The sequence below is a fragment of the Hydrogenophaga sp. L310 genome (genome assembly GCF_055703065.1).
The window spans coordinates 154,094-178,179 of the sequence record NZ_JBVPZA010000011.1; the positions used below are offsets into that span (position 1 = coordinate 154,094).

Here is a 24,086-nt window from a genome sequence, read left to right on the forward strand (position 1 = left end):
AAGGGGAACGAAGGGGGAGCACATCCAGTGCTGACAACAAACACGGCAGCAGAACTGTTTCGGCACCTGAGCGCGGACAAAGCCGTGCTCTACCGCAGCATCATGGACGTATTCGCCGCAGCCAAGCGGCAGTACCGCCTCCAGCTGCGGCCAGACGAGGTCCTCGCTGAAGCCAACTGGCCAGGTTCACCACCGCGCCTTGAAGAAGTGAGCATCGCCCTGGCACAACTGGCAGCGTGGGGCAACCTCGAATCCCAGCCCGACACCGCGCGCGTATCGTCGCTGAACGACTTCTACCGAGCCCGCTTTCTCTATCGCCTGTCCCACGGGGGCGAGGCAGTGGAAGCCGGTCTGGCGGTCTTCTACCAAACCCTGTACCGTCGCGCCGAACTGCAGACCGTTGCCCTAGAAGACATCACCAGCCGCCTTCTAGCGTTGCGTCAACTGGTTGACGACATGACGTCACCCGATGGCCCTGACGTTGCCAAGATGCATGAGGTGTTGCGTGATCTGGTCCGCGTTTTTGAGGATCTGGCCGAAAACGCTCAAGCCTTCATGGCCGGTGTGGCTCGCAGCCTGGAGCTGCAGCAGGCGGACGCGAACGCCGTCGTCACCTACAAACGGCGGCTGATCGACTATCTCGAACGGTTCATGGGCGATCTGGTCCGCCGTTCGGAGACCATTGCCCAGCTCATTCATTACCTCTCCTCCCGTATCGATCACATCTTTCTGCAGATTGCCGAGCGCGAGGCCACCGACGCGGCGCCGGGTGATACCCAGGACCAGATCGACGAAAAAATGCGTCGCTGGCAGGGCTGGCGAGAGCGATGGAAAGGACTTCAAGGCTGGTTCCTGTCAACGGGTTCGGAGCCCCCTCAAGCGGAACTGCTGCGCGCCCGGGCGCGGGCCGCGATCCCTCAGTTGCTGGGCGCCATCGCGGCCATGAACGAACGACGCAGCGGGCGCAGCGACCGTTCGGCGGACTTTCGGATGCTCGCCCAGTGGTTTGCGGCTTGCGAAACCGAGAGCGAGGCGCACCGCCTTGCGCGGGCAGCTTTTGCGCTCCAGCCTGCCCGACATTTTTCGCTGAACCCGCAGTCTGAAGACGACATTCCCGCGAGCACCTCCTGGCTGGATGCGCCGCCCTTGCAGATCAGCCCGCGTCTGCGTGAGTACGGGGAAGCATCGCCCCGCGGCCCGCTGGCCCGGGTGCGTGACCGCAGCGAAGAACGGGCGCTGATGGCACAACAGCTCTCGGAAGAATCGCGCCAAGTGGAGGCGGCACGGCAACGTCTGGCCACCGGTCAACCGATCAAGCTGTCTGAACTGGGCGATCTGGACACGCACGCATTTGGCTTGTTCCTCAGCCTGCTCGGTGAAGCACTGGCCGAGCAGGCACACCCGGATCAAATTGTGGAGCGCCAGACAGGTGACGGACTCCTCCACATACGGATGGAGCCCCTGGAGGCGGACAGTCGTGCCCGCATCTCCACATCCTGCGGGGTGTTCTCTGGCCGGGATCACCTGCTCACGATCTCCCTGACCCAGGAGTCGATGTGAACATTCGCGTTGCGCCACGACAAGACAACCAGCGCATTGGGGATCTCCAGAAGGCGCAGCAGCAAGACGAGTTCAGCAGAGGCTTGCGTGCACTGTTGATGCACCCCTTGATGGCAGCAGGACACGAGGACTTTTCTGCAGTGCGCCGCCAGGCCGAACGGTTGAGAGACTGGTTCGCCAGGGAAACCGGCTGGCCACTGCACGTGGACCGCGAGGGAGCGCGACTGTTCAAGCGACCCGCCAACCTCAGCGACGACACGAGGGGCATGCCCTCCTACGACAAGCGCCGCTATGTGTTGCTCTGTCTGGCTTGCGCCGTGCTGGAGCGCGCCGACCCCCAGATCACCCTTCAACTGCTTGGCGAACGCGTGATGCAGTGGGCATCAGAAGCCACGCTGCAATCGCGAGGCTTTGAGTTCACGCTTCGCACCGCCGCAGATCGGCGTGACCTGGTCGCTGTCTGCAGAACCTTGCTGGAGTACGGCGTCTTGCAACGCGTTGCAGGCGAGGAAGAAGGCTTCATTCACGATGGCAATGGCACCCAGCACGACGCGCTCTACGACGTGCAACGGCGAATGCTTGCAGGCATGTTGGCCGCTGTGCGTGGTCCCTCGACCTGGCGCTCCGAGGATGCACCCATTGAGTTCGAGGACCGCCTGCGGTCTCTGGTTGTCGAACACCAGGTCGAGAGCGAACAAGGGCGACGTGACACCTTGCGCCATCACCTTGCTCGGCGCCTGTTGGACGATCCCGTGATCTACACCGCCTCGCTCGATCCGGATGTGCAAGCGTATTTCATCAATCAGCGGGGCACCATGGCCAGCCGCCTCTGCGAAGCGGCCGCCCTAACCGCTGAGCAACGCGCCGAAGGGCTGGCGCTGACCGACGAGTCCGGTCAGTTGACCGATGTCTCGATGCCAGCAGAAGGCACCGAAGCGCATGCCACGCTGCTGGTGGCCGAACATCTTGCCCAGCGTCTGCGTCTCGATTCCGGATCTGCAGGAACCACGGACGAAGCGGTTGCAGCTTTCTTGCGTGGCGCCGTCGAGCGGTATGGCCGCTATTGGCGAAAGTCGGTACGGGAGCCCGGCGCGGAACGAGAACTGGCCGACATCGCGCTGGACAGGCTCTACAAGCTCCAACTGGTCCATCGCCAGGAAGGTTGGATTCATCCCCGTCCAGCCATCGCAAGATTTGCGCTCGGAGAAACCCAGGTGCGCCCGCCCACATCACGCCCCGGCCGTCCAGATACGCTTTTTGACGAATGACAGACGCCCTCTTCACTCCATCGCCGTCACACCGCCCTGCCCTCCCCGAACCTCAGCGGGAGCGCTGGCAGCCACTGAGGCTGGGTCTGGTCGAACTCTTTCACTACGACAGCGAGGAATTCTGGTTCAGGGACGGCCATCTGCTCCTGCGAGGCAACAACGGAACAGGCAAATCCAAGGTGCTTTCGCTGACCTTGCCGTTCTTGTTCGATGCCCAGTTGCGGCCATCACGCATTGAGCCCGATGGCGACAACGGGAAGAAGATGGCCTGGAACCTGCTGATGAGTTCCTATCAACGACGCATCGGCTACACCTGGATCGAATTTGGTCGCCGGACAGCAGATGGTGTTTCACACTACCTCACCCTGGGCGCCGGCCTGTCAGCTGCGGTTGGGAAAACACAGGTGGACAGCTGGTTTTTCATCCTTGAAGGCGGGCCCAACGGCGCTGATCCCCGCATTGGCCAGGATATCTGGCTCACCAATGAGCAGAAGATGGTCCTCACCCGGGAGCGCTTGCGCGAAGCGGTTGAAGGACAAGGTCGAGGCAAGATTTTCGAGAACGCCCACAGCTACCGCCGCGCAGTCGATGAGCGCTTGTTCAATATAGGGACCAAGCGCTATGAAGCGTTGATGGACACCCTGATCCAGCTGCGCCAGCCCCAGTTGTCAAAGAAGCCGGACGAAGCAGGGCTGTCGCATGCATTGACCGAGGCGCTACCGCCCATGCCCATTGAGCTGCTCGGAGATGTGGCTGAGGCTCTCAACCAGTTGGAGGAGGACCGTATCCAGTTGGAGGACATCCGCTCATTGGAACGTGCCATCAACCACTTCGAACAGCGCTACCGCACGTATGCAGGCACGGTGACGCGACGTCAAACGCGAGAGCTCAGGCAGGCCCAGACGGGGTTCGACAAGGCGAGCGAAGGACGCAACAAGGCCCATGCGGATTTGAAGGATGCCCAGGGCGCAGAAGTCCTGGCCCAAACCGATCACGCGGAGACCAAACAGATCTTGGCCGCTGCCAGGACCCGCCTGCAAACGCTTCAAAGCGATCCGGCCAATCAAGACGCCAACCGCCTGAGTCAGGCAGAAACCGATGCCAAGGAAAGGAGAGCCGAGGCCGAAGCCGCCGAAGCGCTCCGCAATCAGGCAAAGAAAAACCTGGATCGAGAGGAAGAGCGCAGCCGCCAATCAAACCAGCGCTCAACAGCGGCCAAGAGCGAGCTCCTGACAGCAAGAGCTCATTGCGCCGAAGCAGCAGAAACGGCGGGTACGGCGTCCTCGCTCACGGACAACCTGCTGATCACCCTCGTGCCGGAAGATCTGCCCCGGCTGGCTCCTGCAGAAATCCAGCAAGCGACAACTCTGCTGCGCAATGCCACCAGCAAACGCCGGGAGGACATTCGTCACCTGGAGTCGCGACATACGGCGATGAATGTCAAGCAACAGGCTCTGGTCAATCTGCAGGACTCGCAACGTGATCGCCAGGCAGAGCTGGAAGAAGCGGCTGAGCGACGGGCTGTAGCCGACCTGGATACCGAAACCGCTGGCAACCAGCTGATCGACGCTTGGCACGCCCATTGTTCCAACCTGGTCCACCTTCACCTTGACCAAGTTGCACCACTGGAACAACTTGTCGATTGGGTTGCACGTCCAGAAGGTGCAAACCCCATTCGAGAGGCATTGACCGAGGCGTATCGGAAATCGACCCAACGCCATGCCGCCCAGCACTCGGCGTTGACCACCCAACAGAACACCCTCCAGTCCGAACAGGAAACGCTCAGCACTGAGAGGGATCGGCTGCTCGCCGGACACGATGCGGTTCCCACGCCTCCAGCCATGCGCGCCGCAGGGGTCCGCGATGGACGTCCAGGGGCTCCGTTGTGGCGACTGGTGGACTTTCAGCCGGATCTCGACGCGAAACAGCGAGCGGGATTGGAGGCCGCGCTTGAAGCCTCGGGCCTGCTGGACGCCTGGCTGTCACCCGACGGTGCATTGGTAGACGCCAATGGTATGCAGTTGCTTGACAGCTCATGGGTACGTCGCCCGCCGATCCCTGGCCACCACCTTGCGAGCGCGCTGCACCCCAACGTCCCTGACGACAGCGCAGTGACCGCTGAACTGGTCGCGTCCTTGCTTGCCACCGTAGCGTATGGGTCGGAAGATCACGGCGAGAGCGAGTCGTGGATCAGCGAGCGAGGCGGTTACCGCTTAGGTGCTCTCGCCGGCGCCTGGCAGAAGCCACAGGCTGTCTACATTGGTCACACAGCCCGCGCGAACGCACGACAACGACGCCTCAACGAGATTGCCGACCGTCTGGACGAGATCGTCACGCTGCTGGAAGAGTTGCAACAACAATTCCTGCACCTCGCACAGGATGGACAAGAGGCGGAGCGTGAATGGAAGGACGCGCCTTCCGACCATTCGCTGCGCGCGGCGATTCTCGCTGCGGCCAGTGCGGAGCGGGAAGTACTCCAGGCCCGTCAGCGTCTTGATGCTGCGGATGCCCAATGTCGAACCGCTGAAGCGGAACTTCAGTCCGCCCGCGAGACCTTGGAGCGCGACGCTGCTGACCTTCAATTGCCTGCGGTGCTTGCGGACTTGTCGCCCATCAACGAAGCATTGGACCGATTCGCCAACGCTCATCAGCAACAGGCCCTGGCAACACGGGAGTGGTGCAGCGCCTGGCCCGAGTACCAGACACAACAGGAACGTGAGAAAGAGGCTGTGGAGACCTTGAGCGAACGGGAAGCGTCGTTCTTCGCAGCCAGCGAGCGCTCAGCTGAGTCTGCGGCACGATATGAAGTCCTGAAAGGAATGATCGGCGCTAAGGTTGAAACGCTGCGCCAACAGCTGCAAGATGCATCCGCAGAGGTATCGATTGCCAATGGTGCGTGGGAAGCCGCCCAGTCTGCATTGACAACGGCCAGCGAGAAGCGTGCGGTGGCGGCAAGCCAAGCGGACACCGCTGATGCCGTGCTGGCTGAGCGAGCAGCCACCCGCGCGCACGCCATAGAACGCCTGCAGCGCTTCACCGAGAGCAGCTTGCTGGCGTCCGCTCTTCCGGACTTTCCGGTTCCGGACGGGAGCATCCCTTGGACCATTGACCCGGCCCTGAACCTCGCTCGCCGCGCTGAGCACGCTCTCGCCCACATTGCAGACGACGAGGCGGCATGGAGTCGGATTCAACGACAGATCGCTGAAGACCTGACCGAGTTACAGCGATCACTCAGTTCGCTGGGCCATCAGGCAACCTCAGAACCCAACGACTGGGGGTTCTCTGTTCATGTCATCTACCTGAACAGGCCAGAGCGGCCCGATGCCCTTTCCAATCGACTAGCCGACGAGATCGCGCAACGCAGCGAGCTGCTCACCGCCAAAGAACGAGAGGTTCTGGAAAACCACTTGCAGGCAGAAATCGCGGCCGAAATTCAGCGCCTGATGCGCGCGGCCAACAAGCAGGTGGATGCCATCAACGAAGAGCTCCGCAAACGCCCCACGTCCACGGGGGTGCGCTACCGTTTGCAGTGGCTCCCTCTGACACCGGAACAGGGCGCTCCTGAACCGCCCCGGGTTTTGAGGAGGCTCTTTTCTCTGAGAGGATTGAGCCATGAGCAAGAAGTCGAACCAGTTTTCACCTGAGGTCCGCGAACGCGCTGTTCGCATGGTGCACGAGCACCGTGGCGAGTACCCTTCGCTGTGGGCTGCTATCGAATCCATCGCCCCCAAGATCGGCTGCGTGCCCCAGACCCTCAACGAATGGGTCAAGCGCGACCAGATCGATGCCGGCGTGCGCGACGGCATCACGACATCCGAACGTGAACAGATGAAGGCGTTGGAGCGCGAGGTCAAAGAACTGCGCAAAGCCAACGAGATCCTCAAACTGGCCAGCGCGTTTTTCGCCCAGGCGGAGCTCGACCGCCGTCTGAAGTCCTGAACAACTTCGTAGACCAGCATCGACAGGCCTACGGGGTCGAGTCGATCTGCAAGGTGTTGCAGATCGCCCCGTCAGGCTATTGGCGCCACGCCGCTCACCAACGAAATCCCCAGCTGCGCTGTCCGCGCGCCCAGCGTGACGACACCCTGGTACCGCACATTGAGCGTGTCTGGCAAGCCAACATGCGGGTCTATGGTGCCGACAAAGTCTGGAAACAGATGAACCGGGAGGGAGTCGCCATTGCCCGCTGCACGGTCGAGCGCTTGATGAAGCGCCTGGGCTTGCAGGGCGTGCGCCGTGGCAAGGTGGTGCGCACCACCATCAGCGACATGAAGGCACCGTGCCCGCTGGACCGGGTCAACCGACAGTTCAAGGCCGAGCGGCCCAACCAGTTGTGGGTGTCGGACTTCACGTACGTCTCGACCTGGCAGGGTTGGCTGTACGTGGCCTTCGTGATCGACGTGTACGCCCGGCGCATCGTGGGCTGGCGGGTCAGCACCTCCATGCACACGGAATTCGTTCTGGATGCCCTGGAGCAGGCGCTGTATGCCCGGCAACCCGAGCGTGATGGCGCACTGATTCACCATTCCGACAGGGGGTCCCAATACGTTTCTATCCGCTACAGCGAACGGCTCTCGGAAGCTGGCATTGAGCCTTCGGTGGGCAGTAAAGGTGACAGCTATGACAACGCCCTGGCCGAGACGATCAACGGGTTGTACAAGGCCGAGGTGATCCACCGCCGGTCATGGCCAACCCGCGAATCGGTGGAACTGGCCACGCTGGAATGGGTGTCCTGGTTCAACCATCACAGGCTGCTCGGACCTATCGGATACATACCGCCCGCAGAAGCTGAGGCAAACTACTACCGGCAACTCGCCAGTCAGACCTCCATGGTGGTGGCCTGACTTAAACCAACCGGCCTCCACGAAACCCGGGGCGGTTCACTCCCACCGGTCTTGAAGTCGCCCGCGAACGCTTGCTCAACCGAAGTGCCGACATGTGGTCGGCTGAAGACTGCAGCGTGGTGGGCGCCATGCTTCAGCAGCAAATCGCGGCAGAGCGCGCGCAAGCAGACGCCGGCACCACAGGTTCAAGCCTGGTTGAGCAGTTGGCAAAAGCTTTGGACTATCGCCGCTGGCATCGGTTCAGCGTACAAAGGCATCAGGATGGTCAGTGGCGCAAGCTCTCTGGTCCAGCCTCCAGCGGGGAACGCGCACTCGGTCTGACTGTTCCCTTGTTTGCGGCCATTTCCAGCTTCTACGGACGAGGAGGCAGCCCACACGCACCTCGCCTGATGCTGCTCGATGAGGCGTTTGCAGGCATCGACGACGCGGCCCGAGCACATTGCATGGGACTGATACGCGAGTTCGATCTGGATTTCGTGATCACCAGTGAGCGCGAATGGGCCTGTTATGCAGAACTGCCAGGCGTATCGATCTGCCAGCTCCAACGCCGCGAGGGCGTGGATGCGGTCTTCGTCTCTCGTTGGGCCTGGGATGGTCGAGCCAAGCGACGGGAAGACGACCCGGACCGCCGCTTTCCCACTAAGTGATCCACATGGCGAACGATCCCAGTATTGATCCAAGGTTGATCCGAAGGCTCGGGGGCGGCGAGCTTGCTGAATTGCGACAGCGGATGAGGCGGCATTTCGAGCGCCATGGACGCAATCCAGAAAAATCGGGCTTCCACCTGACCAAGCTGAGCGCCGTTGAATACGAGGCGTTGGCTCTGCTCATCGGTCTACCTCCTCGATCCACCCAATCTGTCCGAATCGACATTGCCCGGTTCGACGCTGCCCTGCAGGATGCGGGCATGGCCAACTCGCTTCATGAAGCCCTGGAAATGCTGGATGGCCCCATCGTGAACCGAGCAGAGGCCAAGGCCGAGCTGCAGTCACGCTGGTCCAGCGTCACCGACGGTCAAGGGCTTCACCCCTCGCTGCAGGCGTGGTTGCAGGGTGCATCAGCCGTCGGCTTGCTCAAGCGGGTGTCCAAACAGGAGACCCAAACGGCTCACCTACTGCTTCAGCAAGCGCACGTGGTCTTGCTGCGCCTGCCAGCCCAGGGTCTGACACGCGCCCAACTGGCCGCCGAAGTGCTCGGCAATGCCCATGCCCTCGACATTGGACAAGCCGTAGCTACGGTTGTGTTGGCCGCATTGCAACATAGCGCCAGTACCGATGAGCAGGAACAACCCCCTTCTGAGGAAGCCACAGAGGAAGCAGATGGCGCTCGTCGACCCAACGAACGGGTGCGAGATATCTGGGCTCGATCGGGCGTGCTCGTCAACGAGTTGGCCCGCCCTGCCCTGTTTCTGAATCTGCCGGTCCGCACTCCATCAAACGCGCTGGCCGCACCAGGTGAACCAGGTTACCTTTCCCTGCGCCGCCTCGTGAGAACACCGCCTGACTGGGACGTTGCGGATCAGATCATCTATGTCTGCGAGAACCCCAACATCGTCTCGATTGCAGCGGATCAACTTGGTGCCGCATGTGCTCCGCTCGTATGCACCGACGGCATGCCGGCAGCCGCACAGCGTGTGCTGTTGAAACAGCTGTCAGACGCTGGAGCCAAGCTGCTGTATCACGGTGACTTTGATTGGGCTGGTATTCACATCGCCAACAACGTCATGAAGCTCTGCGATGCACGTTCATGGCGATTTGGAGCCGAGGACTATCTCCAGGCAGTCAAGTCCCTCGCGCCCAAGGAGCGGGACCTGGAGGTTGTGCGCATTGCCGCATCTTGGGACTTTGCTTTGGTCGAGTCGATGCGATTGAAGGGAGTAGCCATAGCTGAGGAGGCTGTAGTCTCGCAATTGGTTGGTGATCTGCGGCATCCCCTTTGAAGTCAAATTGAACCCAAAGTGCATTCGTGTGCACCCTGTCTCGCTTGCCTCAGCGTCCGACCACCCTAAGAAGCGCTGCTCTTTGATACGATGAGTTTCAAGATGCAACGCCTTTTCAAGGCAAACAGGGAGCACCACATGGCCAATAGCCGCAACGTATTCATCAGCCACATCCATGAAGATGATCACCGTCTCACCCCGTTGAAGGACTTGCTGAACAAAGCAGGCATGGAGGTCCGGGACGGATCCATTCACAGCGACAAGCCCAACAACGCCAAGAGTCCGGACTACATAAAATCCGAAATCCTAAAGCCCCGGATCGAATGGGCTTCAGTGCTGGTGGTTCTGATTTCCCCAGACACAAAGGACAGTGATTGGGTGTCTTGGGAGATCGAGTGTGCCGAGCGCATGGGTAAGCGAATTGTGGGTGTCTGGGACCACGGAGAGGCCCAATGCGACATGCCGCCTGCGCTTGACCAGTACGCAGACGCCATTGTGGGCTGGCAGGGTGAACGCGTGAAAGACGCGATCGAAGGACGCATCAACAATCGCGAACAGTCGGATGGCTCGCCCGCAAGTCCGCGCTCAGTCCCTCGGTATTCCTGCTAATCCATCGGCTATGCGCTTGTATTCCTATGTGGTGGCGCGTGACTATGGTTTCGCGCCCAACCCGTTCGGTGGCGTCTGCACCCTCGCCACTTGCAAGCCAGATATCCGCCAACGTGCGGACGTGGGGGATTGGGTAGCCGGGTTGACCTCGGCAGCTGATCGGGCCACGCTAGGCTTCGTTTACATCATGAAGGTAGATGAAGTTCTCACCTACGATGCTTACTGGAACGACGCTCGATTCCAGCTTAAGAAGCCATCTCGCCGTGGAAGTGTGAAGCAACTGTTTGGGGACAACATTTATCACCAGAGCCCGACAGGTGTCTGGCATCAGGCCGACTCTCATCACAGCCTTGATGGGGGCGGCGCCAACCCAAGGAACATTGCCAACGACACAAGGTCGCACGGCGTGTTGGTCGGCCGTCGCTTCGCTTACTGGGGCAGCGCGGCCATTGATGTCCCGCAAGAATTTCTTAACTTCAATGGACACAGCATTCGACTGAATCGAGGGTATCGGTCGAAGTTTCCAGATGAATTCATCCGGGCCTTTGTCTCCTGGTTCGAATCGCTGGATGCACAGGGGTTCATTGCGCCTCCTTTCATGTGGCAGCGTCAGCGCTCAACCTGGGCCCGCCCGCAAACCTGACAGGGTACCCATGGAGTCCAGATGCCAAACGCCGTTCCAAAGCAACCTCCACTAACCCTCTCGCAGTACGCCGGCGCCGCAAGCGAGACGGACCGCTTTGCCAAGGTTTCGGGTGGCACCAGCAAGCTTACGTTCGGTTTTTTCGGCGAGGTTGGGGGATTGCTCGCTGCACTTAAGAAAGTTAATCGCGATCAACTCCTGGAATCGGAGACCGAGGTAGCAGGAGAAGAAATCGGTGATGCGCTTTGGTACCTCGTCGCAATGTCGGCAGCCCAAAACGTTGATCCGCAGCAACTCGGTCAGCATTGCCTCGCTTCGCTCCGTAAGCGATTCAATGAGTGTGACCACGATGGCCATGGTGCTGTCAGCTTTAGACAGATCGACGGCATCATTGACGTTCATGGCAGCGACTTGGCTCTGCGCCGAGTCGAACTGCTAAGTGAACTCGCACGAATGAGCGGCGAGGTGGTCGGCCACGGTACCCGCGAACAGTTGAGCCTAGGGGACGCTACTCGCGCCAATCAGTTCGGCCAATTGTTGGCCGTTCTCGGCCTTGTCTGCGCGTCATTCTTGCTGAAGCTGGAGGACGTCGCCCGAGACAATCTGGTGAAAATCCACGGACGCTGGCCAGGGTCATCTAGAGCCTACCGGGATGCGTTCGATAACAGCTTCCCTGAACATGAACGGCTTCCTCGGATCCTACCCATTGAATTCATCGAACGTGGGCAAGTGGGTAGTACGTACGTGGTGCAGCGACTCAATGGAGTTCATGTTGGCGACCGTCTCACAGACAACAGCAATGAGGCCGATGACTATCGCTTTCACGACGTGTTCCACCTTGCCTACGTGGCGCATCTAGGGTGGTCACCTGTGATCCGTTCTCTGCTGAAGCTCAAGCGAAAATCCAACGCTGCGGTCGACGAAAATGAGGACGGCGCCCGCGCGATGATCATTGAAGAGGGGATCGCCACGTGGATATTCAACCATGCCAAGAGGCGCCGCTTCTACGAAGACGTGGAGCCTGGAAAACTCGACTACGGTCTTCTCAAACAAGTCCACAGTATGGTGAGTGGCTACGAGGTTGATTCCTGCCCGTTGTGGCAATGGGAACAGGCGATACTTGACGGGTTTCGCGTCTTTCGCGAGTTGCGAAAGACCGAGCACCGTGGAGGTATGGTCGTGGTGAACATGACCGATCACACCTTGACGTTTCAGCCAGCTACAAGAAGTACCGAATGAACCCGAACACCTTCGTTCGAGAACTTGCATCCATCGAACTGATCAACGTGTTCAATCCGTATACGGACACGTGCCATGTGTACGACAAGAGCAATGCGGCATCTGTGAGACGAAGGAATCTCCGAACGTACTTGAGTGCGGCCCTGGCCCAAGGTGTTGACACGATTTGGATGGGGCGGGATCTTGGATACCGCGGAGGCAGGCGCACAGGCTTGGCGTTGACCGACGAGTACCACCTGGTTGATCTGGAGCGTATCTTTCCAAACACGACCTTTTCACGTGCAACGGTCGGGGACGCCGTTGCGGAACGTACGGCCGCAGAGATCTGGCGTGCTTTGAGATGCATTCCGAAGCAGCCGTTGCTCTGGAACGTCTTTCCACTTCACCCGCACGAACCCGGGAGCCAATTGAGCAATCGCCGCTTCGCGTCGCGCGAACTAGCGGCCGTTGAGGGGTTAAACGCACAGCTCATCCGTGAGCTGGGCGTCACGAGGATCGTCTCGCTTGGTCAAGACGCTGCCCACTACGCAAAGCGATTCGGAGTGGGCGTTGAGACTGTTCGGCATCCGAGCTATGGTGGCGTGGTTGACTTTCGCCGAGGCATAGCAGAGTTGTATGGGCTTCGGGCAGACCTGATCAATCCTCAACAGAAACAAGCGTGTCTGTTTGCCGCGCAGTAGAAGGCTCCAGTGTCATTGCCCACTCGTCCGTTTCTCGTCCTTTACGTTGCGTGGCATCCAGCGTTTGAAGAAGGACATGCGATCGCCAAGAAACTTTACGATCACTATCGGCGTGAGCTGTACAGCAATGTTGCGGGTGGTGCAGGACTGAGTGTGATCTACAGGCATGCTCCGGACCCTGCAACGTCAGCGCCAGCAGTAGTCGACTGCTCAGAAAGCGAAACCTGTGCCGTGGTCATGCTGATCGACGAACACTTTGCCAGTGATGAAAAGTATGTGTCTTGGGCAAAAGACTTGTTCACTCAGACAGATGCCATCGGACTAAGTGCTCGCGTTTTTCCGATTGCCATCACCGCTGGGGCAACCCACATTGGATTTGCCGAGCAGGCTGTACGTTGGGACCGATGGTCAACGCTGGACCATGAAGCGCGGCTGCGCCGCCTGACATCCGATCTGACATATCAGTTTTGCCGGATGTTGCGCGCCTACCTTGAGCACCTTGTCCGGCCACACGAGGAAGAAACCGCACTGGAACAGTATCTTAGAAAGGTGCAGATCTTCCTCAGCCACTCCAAGCACGACGCTGACGGGGAACGCATCGCCAAAGAAATTCGACAGCGAATTTTTGCTGGCGATGGTCTAGGTACGTTCTTCGACGTTCACGACATTCCTACAGGTCTGCGCTTTGACAGCGTCCTCTTGCAACAGGTCAAGGTCAGCGCGGTTGTTGCGGTACACACCGACAGCTTTTCTTCTCGGGAGTGGTGCCGACGGGAAATTATCGAAGCGAAGCGATGGAACGTTCCCTTGGTCGTCGCGGACTGCATTTCGGACACCGACGAGCGTGGCTTCCCGTATATGGGAAACGTTCCTGTCGTTCGGATGGATCCGGTCAAGGTTGACCGAATTGATCACGTCATCGCGCGCCTGCTTGATGAAGTGCTAAAGGACTTCCTATGGAAGTGCCGGGTTCAGTTGATGCAAAACGCTGGAACGCTTGATGCCGTATTTTTCCCTCGCTCACCCGAACTTGTCTCGTTGGCTGGGCTGAGCAATCAGGCGGGAGACCGCATTCTCGTCGTCTACCCGGACCCACCGTTGGGTACTGAAGAGCAACGTCTCTTTGAACAGATCGCACCGCGCTATCAGTTGCGCAGCCTGACCGAATGGTTGGCATCAGCGAAGGCGACGCAGTGAGCTACAGCGAGCCCCTAAGCCATACTGCCATCGGAATCTCTATCTCTGGCAGCCAGGACATGGAAGCCCTAGGACTTGCCGAAGAGCATCTACGTGATGCCATGACTGAGGTGGCGCGACACTTGCTGGCGATGGGTGCGCGCTTGGTGTACGGCGGAGACCTCCGGGAGCACGGCTTCACTGAACTGCTGTTCGAATTGGTTGCGAGATACCGACGCGATGCGGACGTGGGTGACAGCCGACCCGCCATCGTGAACTACTTGGCGTGGCCGGTTCACCGCAGCATGCAACCCGAAAAAATCCAAACCCATTCCCAAGCCGTTGCAGGTCTGGCTGAGCTGCACTACCTAGACATTCAAGGCCGCAATATCGCGGCCGAGAAGCTGGAGGTATCCACCTCGCTTCCTACACCCGAAGAATGGTCCACAGGCCTTACCGCCATGCGCCACGTGATGACCAAAACGTGTGACGCGCGAATCATCCTTGGCGGGAAAGTCTCTGAGTTCAAGGGCCGTATGCCCGGTATTGCTGAAGAAGCTCTTTGCTCTATAGATTCAGGGCAGCCACTGTATGTGCTTGGGGGATTTGGAGGGTGTGCCCGCGGCATCGCCGAAGAACTGGGCTTGGTCGCTCCGCTTCAAGTACAGGCGACTCCCTGGGGCGACCGCGCCAAATTTGAAGGGTTGACCGTTAACGCCCTCAACAATGGCTTGGATGAAGCTGAGAATCTAACGTTGGCACGAACAGTTCACGTCGACGAAGCCGTCGCGCTCATTCTTAGAGGACTGCTTCGGCGCTTCAGCGATCCTGATCGGTAAATATCGGTTTTTGTGCTTTTCAAGCACCCCAAAAAAGTATCACGCGAACTTAGAAGCTGGTGCACAAGATCAAGGACCTTCAGCGGTGTCCCTGTCCGAATCGTCCCGGCGGGCCGAGCTGAGTGCCTTCTCCAGAGCTTTCTCCACCGCATCAATGCGGGACTGGCACACCTTGTAGGCGGCGACGGATTCCGTGTGAGCGTCCAGTCAGCCCATCTTGAAAGCAGGAGCGGTTCGTAGGAGCCTCGAGTCCACTTCAACTCTTGGTGGACTCGTGAACACTATCCCCGATCAACAAGCAGGTCCGCGCCAGCGGCGGCGCGTGCACAGCGATGCTTTCAAGGCCGGTGCTGTGGCGGCCTGTGCACAGCCTGGCATGTCGATGGCCGCAGTGGCAATGGCTCACGGCATCAACGCCAATCTTCTGCGGCGCTGGGTGCACGAGGTCGAGAAGAAGCCAAGAAGCGATGTCGTGCGCGCAGACGTCGTGGTTGGAGCCGCAGAGCGTGAGCCCAAGACCGTCTTCGTACCGGTCAGCTTGCCGCCATCGGCGCCACCGACCCAGGTCCCAGACATTCGCATCGAGTTGCGACGTGGACCGACGACGGTCACGGTGACCTGGCCGGCAGGTGCCGCCAGCGACTGTGCGGTCTGGATGCGCGAGCTGCTTCGATGATCCGAATCGATGCGATGTGGCTGGCCGCCGACCCCATCGACATGCGCGCCGGCGCCGACCGCCTGCTGGCGCGCGTTGTGCAAGTCTTCGGTGCAGCGCAGGCCCACCACGGCTACCTGTTCGCCAACGCCCGCGGCACCCGCATCAAGCTCCTCGTGCACGACGGCTTCGGCGTCTGGTGCGCGGCACGCCGGCTCAACGCGGGGCGCTTCGCGTGGGTACCGGCCACAACGACATCGCCCGTATCTTTGTCGCTCACCAACGCGCAGTTTGACGCGCTGGTCCTCGGCCTGCCGTGGGAGCGGTTGCCCGAATTGAGCACCATCACGCGGGCCTGACAGCAACATCGACGCTGACACTTGACCGCGCCAGCGTCGACGCAATTCGTACTTGTTCCGATGCGCTGCATACGGCGTCCTGGCACCATGCTGTCATGCTCGGCACGCACGATCTTCCCCCGCTCAACCTGCAGGCACTCCCGCCCGAAGCGGCGGCCTGGGTTGCCCGTTGGCAGCATGCCGAACAGCAACTTGCCCTGCGTGAACAGGCTCTTGTCGATCGCGACCGCGAGCTGGACCAAGCCAGGGATCTCCTGCAGCGCAAGGACCGCGACATCGCCTGGCGCGATGCCAAGATCGAGAAGATCACCTTCGAGTTGGCTCGCCTGAAGCGCTGGAAGTTCGGCGCCAGCTCCGAGGCGATGAACACCGAGCAGCGACGCCTGTTCGAGGAGACGATCGCCGAGGACGAGGCGAGCCTGCGTACGCAGCTGGAACAACTGCGACGCGAAGCCGCTGAGATCACTGTCGACGCCAAGCCGAAGGCCGCGCCGCGGCGACCACGCCGTCAGCAATTGCCTGAACACCTGCGTCGCGTCGAACACCGTCATGAGCCCGAGAGCACCAACTGCCCCGCGTCTAACTGCGGTCGACCGATGACGCGCATCGGCGAGGACATGAGCGAGCGGCTCGACATTGTGCCGGCCGAGTTCTTCGTTCATCGCTACATCTACGGCAAGTGGGCCTGCCGCTGCTGCCAGATCCTCAAGCAGGCGCCGTCCATCCCGGAACTGATCGAGGGCGGTATGGCCGCGAGCGGCCTCATCGCGCACACGCTCATCAGCCGCTGCGTTGACCACCTGCCGTACTACCGGCAAGAGGCGATCAACGCCCGCAGCGGCGTCCACACACCGCGTTCCACGCTGGCGGCTTGGGCAGGCCAGGCGGGCGCGGCGCTGGAGCCACTCTACGAGGTGCACAAGGCCTTCGTCCTCGCTTGCCGGGTTCTGCATGCCGACGAGACCCCCGTGGCGCTGCTCGACCCCGGTGCCGGCAAGACGCGCAAGGCCTACGTCTGGGCTTACGCGAGGAGCTGGCACGACCCCGTGCCCGGCGTGGTCTATGAGTTCTGCCTGGGCCGTGGCGCGCAGTACCCGAAGGCCTTCCTCGCGGGCGATGTGCGACGGGGCCGAGGGCGCTGGTCCGGAACGCTGCTGACGGACCGCTACACAGGCTACGACAGCGTGCTCGACCCGCGCATCCATGCAGATCGCATCAGCGCGGCTTGTGTCGCGCATGCACGCCGTAAGTTCGAGGAGCTGACTCGCACCGGCACGAGCCCGATTGGCGACGAGGCGATCCGTCGCTATGCGCGGATCTATGCGGTCGAGGCCGAACTCAAGGGCATGAGCGACGGCGAGCGCATGTCGCAGCGCCAGCAACTCGCCAAGCCGCTGTGGGCCAAGCTCAAACAATGGCTCGAGCTCGAACGACGGCTGGTCGCGGGCGGCAGCTCCGTGGCGGGCGCCATCGACTACACGCTCGGCCACTGGAGCGCGCTGACGCACTACCTCGATGACGGCGCAGTCGCGATCGACAACAACCACCTGGAGCGGCAGATCAAGCCTTGGGCAATGGGGCGCCGGGCATGGTTGTTCGCCGGCAGCGAACTCGCTGGCCAACGCACGGCCATGGTGATGAGCCTGGTGCAGTCGGCGCGGCTCAATGGACACGATCCATGGGCATACCTGCGCGACGTGCTGGCGCGCCTGCCGACGCAGCGCAGCAGCCAGATCGAGGACTTGCTGCCGCACAGATGGCAAGCGGCATCCGAGGCGGCACCATGACCTTGCTCACGCAGGCCGTGATGGTCCAGGCGAACATCGACGTCAACCGCATGAGCGCGCAACAGAAGGTTCAGCTGACTGACGAAATCTACGTCCAGCAGCCGAATCTGCTGGCCTCCATCCTCGTGTTGCCTCGCTACGGGGTCGACATGCAGCTGCTTGAGGAGCCGATCCACGTCCTGCTCGTCGCCTTCCAGGCCATGAAGCACTGCGGGCACGCCTTGCCAACGATCTCTGAAGACGTCCAGGAAACCTGCTTGCAGCGGCTGACAGCGACGTTGAAGTTCTCCGAGGGCGTGCCGCCAGATCTCGTCGAGCAGATGATCACGAAATTCTGCGTCGACCACCCCGAGCGCTACCTCCTGGCGTTCGTATACGGTCACCTTGGCCAGCACGACCTGCTGCGCGTGCGAACCGACGCCGAGAAGTACCTGCTGCTGGCCTGCCTCAACCTCGTGGAGTGCGTGGCTTACATCGGTGCACTGCTGCAGTCCAAATGAGCCGGGTGCGGCCGGTCAAGATGGGTTGACTGGACGCTCACGATTCCGTCACGATACTCAACAGATCATCGATGTTCGGTTCCTGCTGGTTACGCAAGGCCTGCGCGTGTTGCTGCAGCGTGCCGTAAGCTTCTTTGAACGTTTTCTGGGTCATTGGGCTCTGCCTTTCAACTCAGCGGCACGCTGGCCGTCTCTGAAATCGATGGTGATGTGGGTGTCTAGTGCAGTGGCGCTGGTGATCACCCGGCCTGTGGCGTCCCTGACGAGTGCAAAGCCTCTGTGGAGCGTCTTCTCGGGTCCCTGCCCTGCGATCTCTCGCATGAGCGCCTGAGCGTTGGAGCTTGCATCGGACAAAGTCCTTCGCGCGCGGGAACCTATGTCGTCGAAGGTTCTCGTCACGGCTTCTTGTCGTTGGCGCAGATCGGTGGACACCCTCTCGGAGACATAGCGCCATTCCGCTGTGCTCAGTACCTGCGCAGTGCGGAGCGACTGGCTGGCCTCGGCCCGGATTTCGTTCATCAAGGCCGGGACATCCCGCTGTGCCTGGTGCAGTTGCTGTTGCGCCAGGTGTTGGACGTCGGTCAACTGGCGTTGCGAGTTTTCGGCTGCAACACGCAGTTGATAAGCCGCATCGAGCTTGAGTTCAGACAACCACGCAGAGGTTTGCTGTTTCGCATAGGCCAATTCCTGTCTGGCGCCCGTTTCCACTGCGGTATAGAGCTGCATGGTCATGCGACGCGAGTGCTCCAGGGCATGTGTTGCCCTCTGGGTCACGAATTCGAACATCGCCTTGGCTTCGCGCGTGCGTTTGACGATGGTGTGCTCGATCCCGGCGATGACTTTGGAGGGGGTGTCAAAACGGGCGTTGGCCACCTCATCCAGCACGGTGTTATCCCGTTCATGGCCGATGCCAGTGAGCACGGGAATACCCAGTTCGCAGACACAACGCACCAGCCCGTAGTCGTTGAGCCAGGCGAGGTCATTGACCGCGCCACCACCGCGGATGATCACCACCGCGTCGGGGTGCCAGGGGTGGTTCAGCTCAATCTGTTGCAGGGCGGCAAGCAGTGCCGTGCGGATGTCAGCAGCGGCACCATCGCCTTGAAAACGGCTGTAGGCATAGATGAAGTGGCAGATGCCGTGCGCCTCCAGCCGTGAGGCTTCCGCCTCAAAATCCCCCAGGCCGGCGCCCCCTTCGGGCGCCACCACCAGCACATGGTTGTAGTCCCATGGTCGAGGCAACTGGCGGTTCAAGTCGAAAAGCCCCTCGCGCTGAAGCCGTTCACGGATTTCCCGTTTTCGTGCTTCCAAGTCGCCAAGTGTGTAGTCCGGATCGATCGCATCGATCTCCAGACTGAAGCCGAACTGTGGCTTGAACACGGGGCGGGCGCGGACCAGCAGCTTGATACCGGGGCCCAACTGGGCGCCAGTGGCTTGCTGAAATTCCGGAAGGATGCGGTTGGCTTGGCTGGCCCAGATCACAGCGGTCGCCTTGGCGGTGATGGCGCCGTTGCCGTCACGCTACGACACCTCCATGTAGACATGGCCGTTGCGGACACGGGTATCAACCACTTCGACCAAAGTCCAGACACCCGCCTTGAAGGCTTCGCTGATGGCTTGCGCAACGCCGGCCAGCAGACGGGAAAGCGCAATGCCCTTCTGGGGAACCGTCAGTTCGGTGCTTGCAGGTGTTGACGGTGTTGCGGGAGCAAGTGCATCCCCGGCAGCAGGTGCCGCAGCACCCTCGGGCAACCAGCTTGTGAAGGGGGCCATGTCCCGCCCCGCCGGCACATACCACTGGCGACGTGCAGGATCCCAACGGGCGCCAAGGGCTTTGACCTGATCCTTGTCAGCGTAGGTTGTGACGAGGTAAGTGGCGTTCATGCACCCTGCTCTTGGGCCATGGTGGGCACGCCGTCCCGCCAGGTTCTGACATCTGGAAAGGCACGGCCACATCCATCGCAGATGAGGGTCTCAGTCGGGCGCAACTCAGCGTGTTCGTTGCGTGCCACCATTTGGTGGTAACTGGTTCCGCCACACACGTGACAACGATTGACGGGCTTGGGGGGTGACAACTGCATGGGAAGAATTATCGAGCGATCGGGGAGCCGACGCATGACCAGGAACCAACACCGTTCCATGGCAGCCCTGTCATAGAGGAACAAAGTTCCTTCGTGCGAACGACGGCTCAATCAGAAGCCACAGCAGCGCACTCAATCCGCCTGCAGGACCTGTATGAAAATCGCCTGAGATCAAGTATCTCTGCCGGCTACCGCTCGCTGCCAATGTGGCACTTCTTGTACTTCAGGCCGCTCCCACACGGACAGGGATCGTTCCGACCGATCTTGGCGCGTGGCCATTTCTGGACTGGACCTTGGGTGCCCCTGCCGACCCGGTTCTGCATGGTCTGCGTCAATAGGTCCATGTCGTCCGAAGGCTGCCAGGGGTAGTCCAATGTCAGTCCGAAACGGATGCTTTCGTCGGTGTGCAAGCAAAGGCCAAACCACTTGCGCGCCTTCAGCGCGTACTTCCGCTTGTGACAGTGGGTTTCCAATCGATCCCTGGCCTGCCCCACGGGTCCAGGATTGCAATGCAGGCAGATCCCCTCCTCGACTTCGCCGATGGAAACGGTGAAGTCGTGTGGTTTCCCGTCGGCTCTCGCCCGACGCGTCAACTCCTGAATGCCATGCGCGAGGTGGCGGCACGTGTCTTCCCCGAGAGTCAGCAGCAGGAATCCAAGGTCGAGGGTCGCAGGATCGCTTTTCTGTTCGATCTGTTGGATCAGCCGTTCAAATGCGGTTCCTGCGAAACGGGTAAGGATGCCTTCGGGTGTCCTGTCGCCAGGCACACCGTCTCTGCGCACCGTCATTGCGAGATCCAGATCGGCACTGATGTCATCGCCAAGGATCACCAAGTCGTGCTCTGGAGAGAGCCAAAGGTTCTCCTTCAGATGGAAGGACAGCGCCACCAGTTCGTGGGACAGTTGCAAACGATCGGCATGGAGCGCCCGCTGATGGATGTAGCCCAGCAACCGTAGCGGTGACTCCAGCATCTCGGTCAGGGCATCCAGCAGAAACACATCCGTCACGAAGGGCGGCGGGATGCCCTCGGTCGCTTCATGCTTGAGGAACTGGCTCACCTGGAAGCTGAGCGCCGGGTAGTGGTCGGCGACCACGTTGAGCAGAAACACCTCCTTGGGTTTCCACTGAAGCACGACTTCGTTGCCGAGGGCATCGCGCAACACACAGTCCCCGGCGAGGATGTGCCGGGCACACACCATGCCCTGCTTGTAGGCCTTGGTAACGGCCTCCTGAAAATCCGCCCTGATCTGCCCGTCGTTGCCCCGCCGGGCTTCCAGCGTCAGCCGCTTGGACTTGGCCTGGACAACGATCACGCGGTCGCCGAAGGTCACGAGGACATCGATCTCACCGGCCCTTTGCTTGCCGCAGTACACATTAATGTTACTGCGGACATTGGCCGCCCCAAACACCTTGGCTAGGCAGCGCATCGCCATAGCCTCTGTGAACTCACCACGGTGCCTGGACGCCGTGTTCCTATAGCTGTCATCCTGCAGCATCCAGTAGAACGGGGATTCGTACAGGGCTTCCACGAGGCTGTAGTACTGGTACAGCAAGACACGACCATCGGGCAGCGGGATCAACGGTGTGGCCGAGATCGCGTTGAAAGCACTGGCATCGGTAAAACCGGCGTTGTGGCCTTGATGGGTGAACGCGAGCAGAACGGCTTGGACTTCCTCCAAGGCAACGCCACTGGCCGCAACCAACTCCTCGGCTGAAAGAAAGAAGCCCGGGAGAATGGTCCAGCTGGCCGTATCGTCCGGCGGCATGGCTAGGTGTGCCGCCATGACGTTTTCATTCTGACGTTCGCCGATGGCGCGGACCACTGCGGTGGCGGCCTGGATGCTGAAACCTTTAGTGCGTTGCAGCCACTCGTCATCCTTGCCGTACTTCTCGGGCGAGAAGTCTCGGTACTGGAACGAGTAAGCCGACTCGCCACCATAGAAGATCGGTTCACGCAGAAATGCGCCTCGACTGGTGGCCGCATCAATCGCCGGGCCTGTGACGGCAGCACTCATGTTCTCGAACATTGGCATACCGATGGCTGCATGGAGTTCGTCCATCAAGGCTTCGGTTCGGTCGATGTACGACTGCATGAGCACCGGCTCAGGCAGCGACAGATCAATGTCCTTTTGAACCATCAGTCCGATGAGGGTGGTGATCTCGGTACGAATCAGTCGCCCGCGCGTGAAGAGCTTCGCCATGTCCGGCGACTTCATTCTGGTGTCGTATGCAATGAAGTTGTCCCTATGGCAGATGTAGGCCAAGGCATGGACGTAGCCTGGACGGCAGCACAACTCAGCGAGATCACTGAAGACAGCGGACTCTGCTCTTTTGGCTCTGTGTGGACCGGGCCTGGTGGCGCTGTTGTTGGACATGGCAAAGGGAGTTCTGTTGAAACTGCATGGTTGCTCACATGACCTGCACGGAGACCGATAGTTGGGGTGATGGATCGGTCAGGATCACCCGTCGGAAAACTCAGCGGAAGCCGAACGCGTTCTTTCGACCCGGCTGCCATTGACAAACACTTCATTGCCCACGACCTCAATCAGGATCTCGCCGTAGCGACTCCTCCAGACGTACCGCAACACACCGACGGTGGCCAGGGGCAGTTCGTCGCCGGGGGCATTGATCCGCAGCAGCACCTCCTGGAACACGGGGGCGTTCATGCGCGAACCTCGTGGTGTGCTAGGCATGGGTTGTTCAGAACCAGCGCCAGACGCGGCGCAGCCATTCCGAACGGCGCTGGAAGCGAGGCTGGTACAGCTGACGGAATTCATGGTGCATGGGCTTCTCCTTTGCGATAACTGTAATTTTATAAGGGGTATCCACTTAGCTCCAGCAGATGCAGAATAACTGGATGGATATCCATACTTTAGCGCCAACGCCCGGAAAAGACTATCCGCAGACTTGGAACGAGTTTCTTGACTGGTTTGCCACCGAAGAGGCGTGCCTTGCCTATCTGGAGCGGCTGCGGTGGTCCCAAGGTTTTGTCTGCCCGCGCTGCGGCTGCGTAGGCGATGCCTATCGTGCGACGCGTACCCGGCTGATGTGCCCGAGTTGCCAACACCAGAGTTCGGTGACCGCCGGCACCATCTTCGAGAAGACCCGAACGCCACTGCGCGTTTGGCTGGCTGCGGCTTGGTACCTGACCAATCAGAAGCAAGGCGTGAGCGCGTTGGGTCTACAGCGCGTGCTGGGACTGGGCAGCTATCAGACCGCTTGGACCATGCTGCATCGGCTTCGTCGTGCCATGGTTCGACCGGGTCGCGAACAGCTCAAAGGGTTGGTCGAAGTTGACGAGACCTATCTGGCCATCACAGACAGGCGAAACCCCATCTCACCCAAAGGGCGCAAGAGCAGCACGAGCAAGGTGCTGGTGGTCATGGCCGTGGAGATGCTGGACCCCAAAGGATTCGGCCGCATCCGCCTGCGCCGCATTGCCAATGACTCCGCTGCTTGTGTGATTCCGTTCGTGGAGGAGGTTATCGAGCCTGGCGCACAGGTGCGTACCGACGGCTCGGCTGCCTACCTGACATTGAAAGACCTGGGCTTCGTCCATCAGCGCACGGTCATGTTGGGCTCCAACGTTCCGGCTCATGTCTCGATGGCTGGCGTGCATCGGGTGGCGGCTCTGGTGCAGCGCTGGATTCTGGGCACACACCATGGCTCGGTGCAGCCCGAACACCTGGATGCCTACCTGGATGAGTTCGTGTTCCGCTTCAATCGCCGCACATCCAACTCACGCGGCATGTTGTTCTATCGGTTGCTGCAACAAGCGGTCGTGACAGCACCGGTGACGTACCGGGACGTGGTGAAAAAGGCTTGACTGTTTGCCTGACTGGCATACCATTCAATACTGGTTATCCATCCAGCATTTACGATGACTGGAGCTAAGTGGATACCCCTT

At 60.4% G+C, this 24,086-nt stretch carries 23 protein-coding genes and 1 other annotated feature; of the genes, 17 read left to right on the plus strand and 6 right to left on the minus strand.

What is annotated here, in order from left to right; translation table 11 throughout:
* Positions 1-27: 27 nt before the first annotated feature.
* The 12 genes from AC0GNO_RS17990 to AC0GNO_RS18045 all read left to right on the plus strand — a co-directional run bounded on the left by AC0GNO_RS17990 (position 28) and on the right by AC0GNO_RS18045 (position 14,797).
* On the plus strand, positions 28-1,560 hold the full coding sequence (locus tag AC0GNO_RS17990) for a TIGR02677 family protein (protein ID WP_472904933.1): 1,533 nt from the start codon (positions 28-30) through the stop codon (positions 1,558-1,560).
* Positions 1,557-2,828, plus strand: coding sequence for a TIGR02678 family protein (locus AC0GNO_RS17995; RefSeq protein WP_472904934.1), 1,272 nt, complete (start codon positions 1,557-1,559; stop codon positions 2,826-2,828). Before AC0GNO_RS17990 ends, AC0GNO_RS17995 begins: the two co-directional genes overlap by 4 nt.
* Positions 2,825-6,472, plus strand: coding sequence for a TIGR02680 family protein (locus tag AC0GNO_RS18000; RefSeq protein WP_472904935.1), 3,648 nt, complete (start codon positions 2,825-2,827; stop codon positions 6,470-6,472). The genes AC0GNO_RS17995 and AC0GNO_RS18000 overlap by 4 nt, the downstream gene beginning before the upstream one ends.
* Positions 6,441-7,672 (plus strand): IS3 family transposase gene (locus AC0GNO_RS18005; protein ID WP_472904936.1). Its coding sequence is split into 2 segments (ribosomal slippage): positions 6,441-6,732 and positions 6,732-7,672, totalling 1,233 coding nucleotides; the frame shifts between segments, so codons are not numbered across the junction. Before AC0GNO_RS18000 ends, AC0GNO_RS18005 begins: the two co-directional genes overlap by 32 nt.
* Positions 6,722-6,838 (plus strand) — a sequence feature (AL1L pseudoknot). It overlaps the preceding gene by 117 nt.
* A 92-nt stretch (positions 7,673-7,764) precedes the next feature.
* Positions 7,765-8,319: an SbcC/MukB-like Walker B domain-containing protein gene (locus AC0GNO_RS18010; RefSeq protein ID WP_472904937.1), complete on the plus strand. Its 555-nt coding sequence runs from the start codon at positions 7,765-7,767 to the stop codon at positions 8,317-8,319.
* 5 nt (positions 8,320-8,324) lie between these two features.
* Positions 8,325-9,611 (plus strand): TIGR02679 family protein, encoded by a 1,287-nt coding sequence (locus AC0GNO_RS18015; RefSeq protein WP_472904938.1) that lies wholly within the window; start codon positions 8,325-8,327, stop codon positions 9,609-9,611.
* A gap of 138 nt (positions 9,612-9,749) precedes the next feature.
* Positions 9,750-10,220 carry a TIR domain-containing protein gene (locus AC0GNO_RS18020; RefSeq protein WP_119108524.1) on the plus strand — a complete coding sequence of 157 codons (471 nt, stop codon included), beginning with the start codon at positions 9,750-9,752 and terminating at the stop codon, positions 10,218-10,220.
* A 10-nt stretch (positions 10,221-10,230) separates the two neighbouring features.
* Positions 10,231-10,863: an Nmad2 family putative nucleotide modification protein gene (locus AC0GNO_RS18025; RefSeq protein ID WP_472904939.1), complete on the plus strand. Its 633-nt coding sequence runs from the start codon at positions 10,231-10,233 to the stop codon at positions 10,861-10,863.
* A gap of 21 nt (positions 10,864-10,884) precedes the next feature.
* Positions 10,885-12,102: a nucleoside triphosphate pyrophosphohydrolase family protein gene (locus AC0GNO_RS18030; protein ID WP_472904940.1), complete on the plus strand. Its 1,218-nt coding sequence runs from the start codon at positions 10,885-10,887 to the stop codon at positions 12,100-12,102.
* A complete protein-coding gene (locus tag AC0GNO_RS18035) occupies positions 12,099-12,782 on the plus strand; it encodes a uracil-DNA glycosylase (RefSeq protein ID WP_119107778.1) in 684 nt (227 codons plus the stop codon). Before AC0GNO_RS18030 ends, AC0GNO_RS18035 begins: the two co-directional genes overlap by 4 nt.
* A 9-nt stretch (positions 12,783-12,791) precedes the next feature.
* Positions 12,792-13,979 (plus strand): toll/interleukin-1 receptor domain-containing protein, encoded by a 1,188-nt coding sequence (locus tag AC0GNO_RS18040; protein ID WP_119107779.1) that lies wholly within the window; start codon positions 12,792-12,794, stop codon positions 13,977-13,979.
* Positions 13,949-14,797 carry a hypothetical protein gene (locus AC0GNO_RS18045; RefSeq protein ID WP_472904941.1) on the plus strand — a complete coding sequence of 283 codons (849 nt, stop codon included), beginning with the start codon at positions 13,949-13,951 and terminating at the stop codon, positions 14,795-14,797. The genes AC0GNO_RS18040 and AC0GNO_RS18045 overlap by 31 nt, the downstream gene beginning before the upstream one ends.
* A 69-nt stretch (positions 14,798-14,866) precedes the next feature.
* On the opposite strand, the gene xseB (AC0GNO_RS18050) is transcribed toward AC0GNO_RS18045, so the two are convergent.
* Complete coding sequence (gene xseB / locus AC0GNO_RS18050) at positions 14,867-15,004, minus strand: exodeoxyribonuclease VII small subunit (RefSeq protein ID WP_472904952.1); 138 nt, start codon at positions 15,002-15,004, stop codon at positions 14,867-14,869.
* A 67-nt stretch (positions 15,005-15,071) separates the two neighbouring features.
* On the opposite strand from xseB (AC0GNO_RS18050), the gene tnpA reads away from it, so the two are divergent.
* From tnpA to AC0GNO_RS18070, 4 genes are all read left to right on the plus strand, one after another.
* The gene (gene tnpA, locus AC0GNO_RS18055; RefSeq protein WP_472904942.1) at positions 15,072-15,473 is read left to right on the plus strand and encodes an IS66-like element accessory protein TnpA; all 402 of its coding nucleotides are present in this window, start codon (positions 15,072-15,074) and stop codon (positions 15,471-15,473) included.
* On the plus strand, positions 15,470-15,811 hold the full coding sequence (gene tnpB / locus AC0GNO_RS18060; protein ID WP_472904943.1) for an IS66 family insertion sequence element accessory protein TnpB: 342 nt from the start codon (positions 15,470-15,472) through the stop codon (positions 15,809-15,811). Before tnpA ends, tnpB begins: the two co-directional genes overlap by 4 nt.
* 95 nt (positions 15,812-15,906) lie before the next feature.
* Complete coding sequence (gene tnpC, locus AC0GNO_RS18065) at positions 15,907-17,598, plus strand: IS66 family transposase (RefSeq protein WP_472904944.1); 1,692 nt, start codon at positions 15,907-15,909, stop codon at positions 17,596-17,598.
* Positions 17,595-18,098 carry a hypothetical protein gene (locus AC0GNO_RS18070; RefSeq protein ID WP_305725521.1) on the plus strand — a complete coding sequence of 168 codons (504 nt, stop codon included), beginning with the start codon at positions 17,595-17,597 and terminating at the stop codon, positions 18,096-18,098. Before tnpC ends, AC0GNO_RS18070 begins: the two co-directional genes overlap by 4 nt.
* A gap of 37 nt (positions 18,099-18,135) precedes the next feature.
* Here AC0GNO_RS18070 and xseB (AC0GNO_RS18075) read toward each other — a convergent pair whose 3' ends face one another.
* The 5 genes from xseB (AC0GNO_RS18075) to AC0GNO_RS18095 form a co-directional block, all read right to left on the minus strand.
* The gene (xseB, locus tag AC0GNO_RS18075; RefSeq protein WP_472904945.1) at positions 18,136-18,252 is read right to left on the minus strand and encodes an exodeoxyribonuclease VII small subunit; all 117 of its coding nucleotides are present in this window, start codon (positions 18,250-18,252) and stop codon (positions 18,136-18,138) included.
* Entirely contained in the window at positions 18,249-19,580 is a 1,332-nt protein-coding gene (locus AC0GNO_RS18080) for an exodeoxyribonuclease VII large subunit (RefSeq protein WP_472904946.1), read from the minus strand. The genes xseB (AC0GNO_RS18075) and AC0GNO_RS18080 overlap by 4 nt, the downstream gene beginning before the upstream one ends.
* 39 nt (positions 19,581-19,619) lie before the next feature.
* Positions 19,620-19,982: a DUF5710 domain-containing protein gene (locus AC0GNO_RS18085; protein WP_472904947.1), complete on the minus strand. Its 363-nt coding sequence runs from the start codon at positions 19,980-19,982 to the stop codon at positions 19,620-19,622.
* Between the two features lie 385 nt (positions 19,983-20,367).
* Positions 20,368-22,554 carry a YecA family protein gene (locus AC0GNO_RS18090; RefSeq protein WP_472904948.1) on the minus strand — a complete coding sequence of 729 codons (2,187 nt, stop codon included), beginning with the start codon at positions 22,552-22,554 and terminating at the stop codon, positions 20,368-20,370.
* Positions 22,555-22,638: 84 nt separating this feature from the next.
* The gene (locus AC0GNO_RS18095) at positions 22,639-22,845 is read right to left on the minus strand and encodes a hypothetical protein (protein WP_472904949.1); all 207 of its coding nucleotides are present in this window, start codon (positions 22,843-22,845) and stop codon (positions 22,639-22,641) included.
* A 191-nt stretch (positions 22,846-23,036) separates the two neighbouring features.
* Here AC0GNO_RS18095 and AC0GNO_RS18100 point away from each other — a divergent pair, with 191 nt between their 5' ends.
* The gene (locus AC0GNO_RS18100) at positions 23,037-24,005 is read left to right on the plus strand and encodes an IS1595-like element ISAisp8 family transposase (protein ID WP_034693535.1); all 969 of its coding nucleotides are present in this window, start codon (positions 23,037-23,039) and stop codon (positions 24,003-24,005) included.
* Positions 24,006-24,086 lie beyond the last annotated feature (81 nt).

Bases quoted from the DNA above. Each gene is read 5' to 3' on its own strand.
- AC0GNO_RS18000 (WP_472904935.1), top strand. From the start codon at position 2,825: ATGACAGACGCCCTCTTCACTCCATCGCCGTCACACCGCCCTGCCCTC.
- AC0GNO_RS18010 (WP_472904937.1), top strand. From the start codon at position 7,765: ATGTGGTCGGCTGAAGACTGCAGCGTGGTGGGCGCCATGCTTCAGCAG.
- AC0GNO_RS18015 (WP_472904938.1), top strand. From the start codon at position 8,325: ATGGCGAACGATCCCAGTATTGATCCAAGGTTGATCCGAAGGCTCGGG.
- AC0GNO_RS18020 (WP_119108524.1), top strand. From the start codon at position 9,750: ATGGCCAATAGCCGCAACGTATTCATCAGCCACATCCATGAAGATGAT.
- AC0GNO_RS18025 (WP_472904939.1), top strand. From the start codon at position 10,231: ATGCGCTTGTATTCCTATGTGGTGGCGCGTGACTATGGTTTCGCGCCC.
- AC0GNO_RS18030 (WP_472904940.1), top strand. From the start codon at position 10,885: ATGCCAAACGCCGTTCCAAAGCAACCTCCACTAACCCTCTCGCAGTAC.
- AC0GNO_RS18035 (WP_119107778.1), top strand. From the start codon at position 12,099: ATGAACCCGAACACCTTCGTTCGAGAACTTGCATCCATCGAACTGATC.
- AC0GNO_RS18045 (WP_472904941.1), top strand. From the start codon at position 13,949: ATGGTTGGCATCAGCGAAGGCGACGCAGTGAGCTACAGCGAGCCCCTA.
- tnpB (WP_472904943.1), top strand. From the start codon at position 15,470: ATGATCCGAATCGATGCGATGTGGCTGGCCGCCGACCCCATCGACATG.
- tnpC (WP_472904944.1), top strand. From the start codon at position 15,907: ATGCTCGGCACGCACGATCTTCCCCCGCTCAACCTGCAGGCACTCCCG.
- AC0GNO_RS18070 (WP_305725521.1), top strand. From the start codon at position 17,595: ATGACCTTGCTCACGCAGGCCGTGATGGTCCAGGCGAACATCGACGTC.
- xseB (WP_472904945.1), bottom strand. From the start codon at position 18,252: ATGACCCAGAAAACGTTCAAAGAAGCTTACGGCACGCTGCAGCAACAC.
- AC0GNO_RS18085 (WP_472904947.1), bottom strand. From the start codon at position 19,982: ATGAACGCCACTTACCTCGTCACAACCTACGCTGACAAGGATCAGGTC.
- AC0GNO_RS18090 (WP_472904948.1), bottom strand. From the start codon at position 22,554: ATGTCCAACAACAGCGCCACCAGGCCCGGTCCACACAGAGCCAAAAGA.
- AC0GNO_RS18095 (WP_472904949.1), bottom strand. From the start codon at position 22,845: ATGAACGCCCCCGTGTTCCAGGAGGTGCTGCTGCGGATCAATGCCCCC.
- AC0GNO_RS18100 (WP_034693535.1), top strand. From the start codon at position 23,037: ATGGATATCCATACTTTAGCGCCAACGCCCGGAAAAGACTATCCGCAG.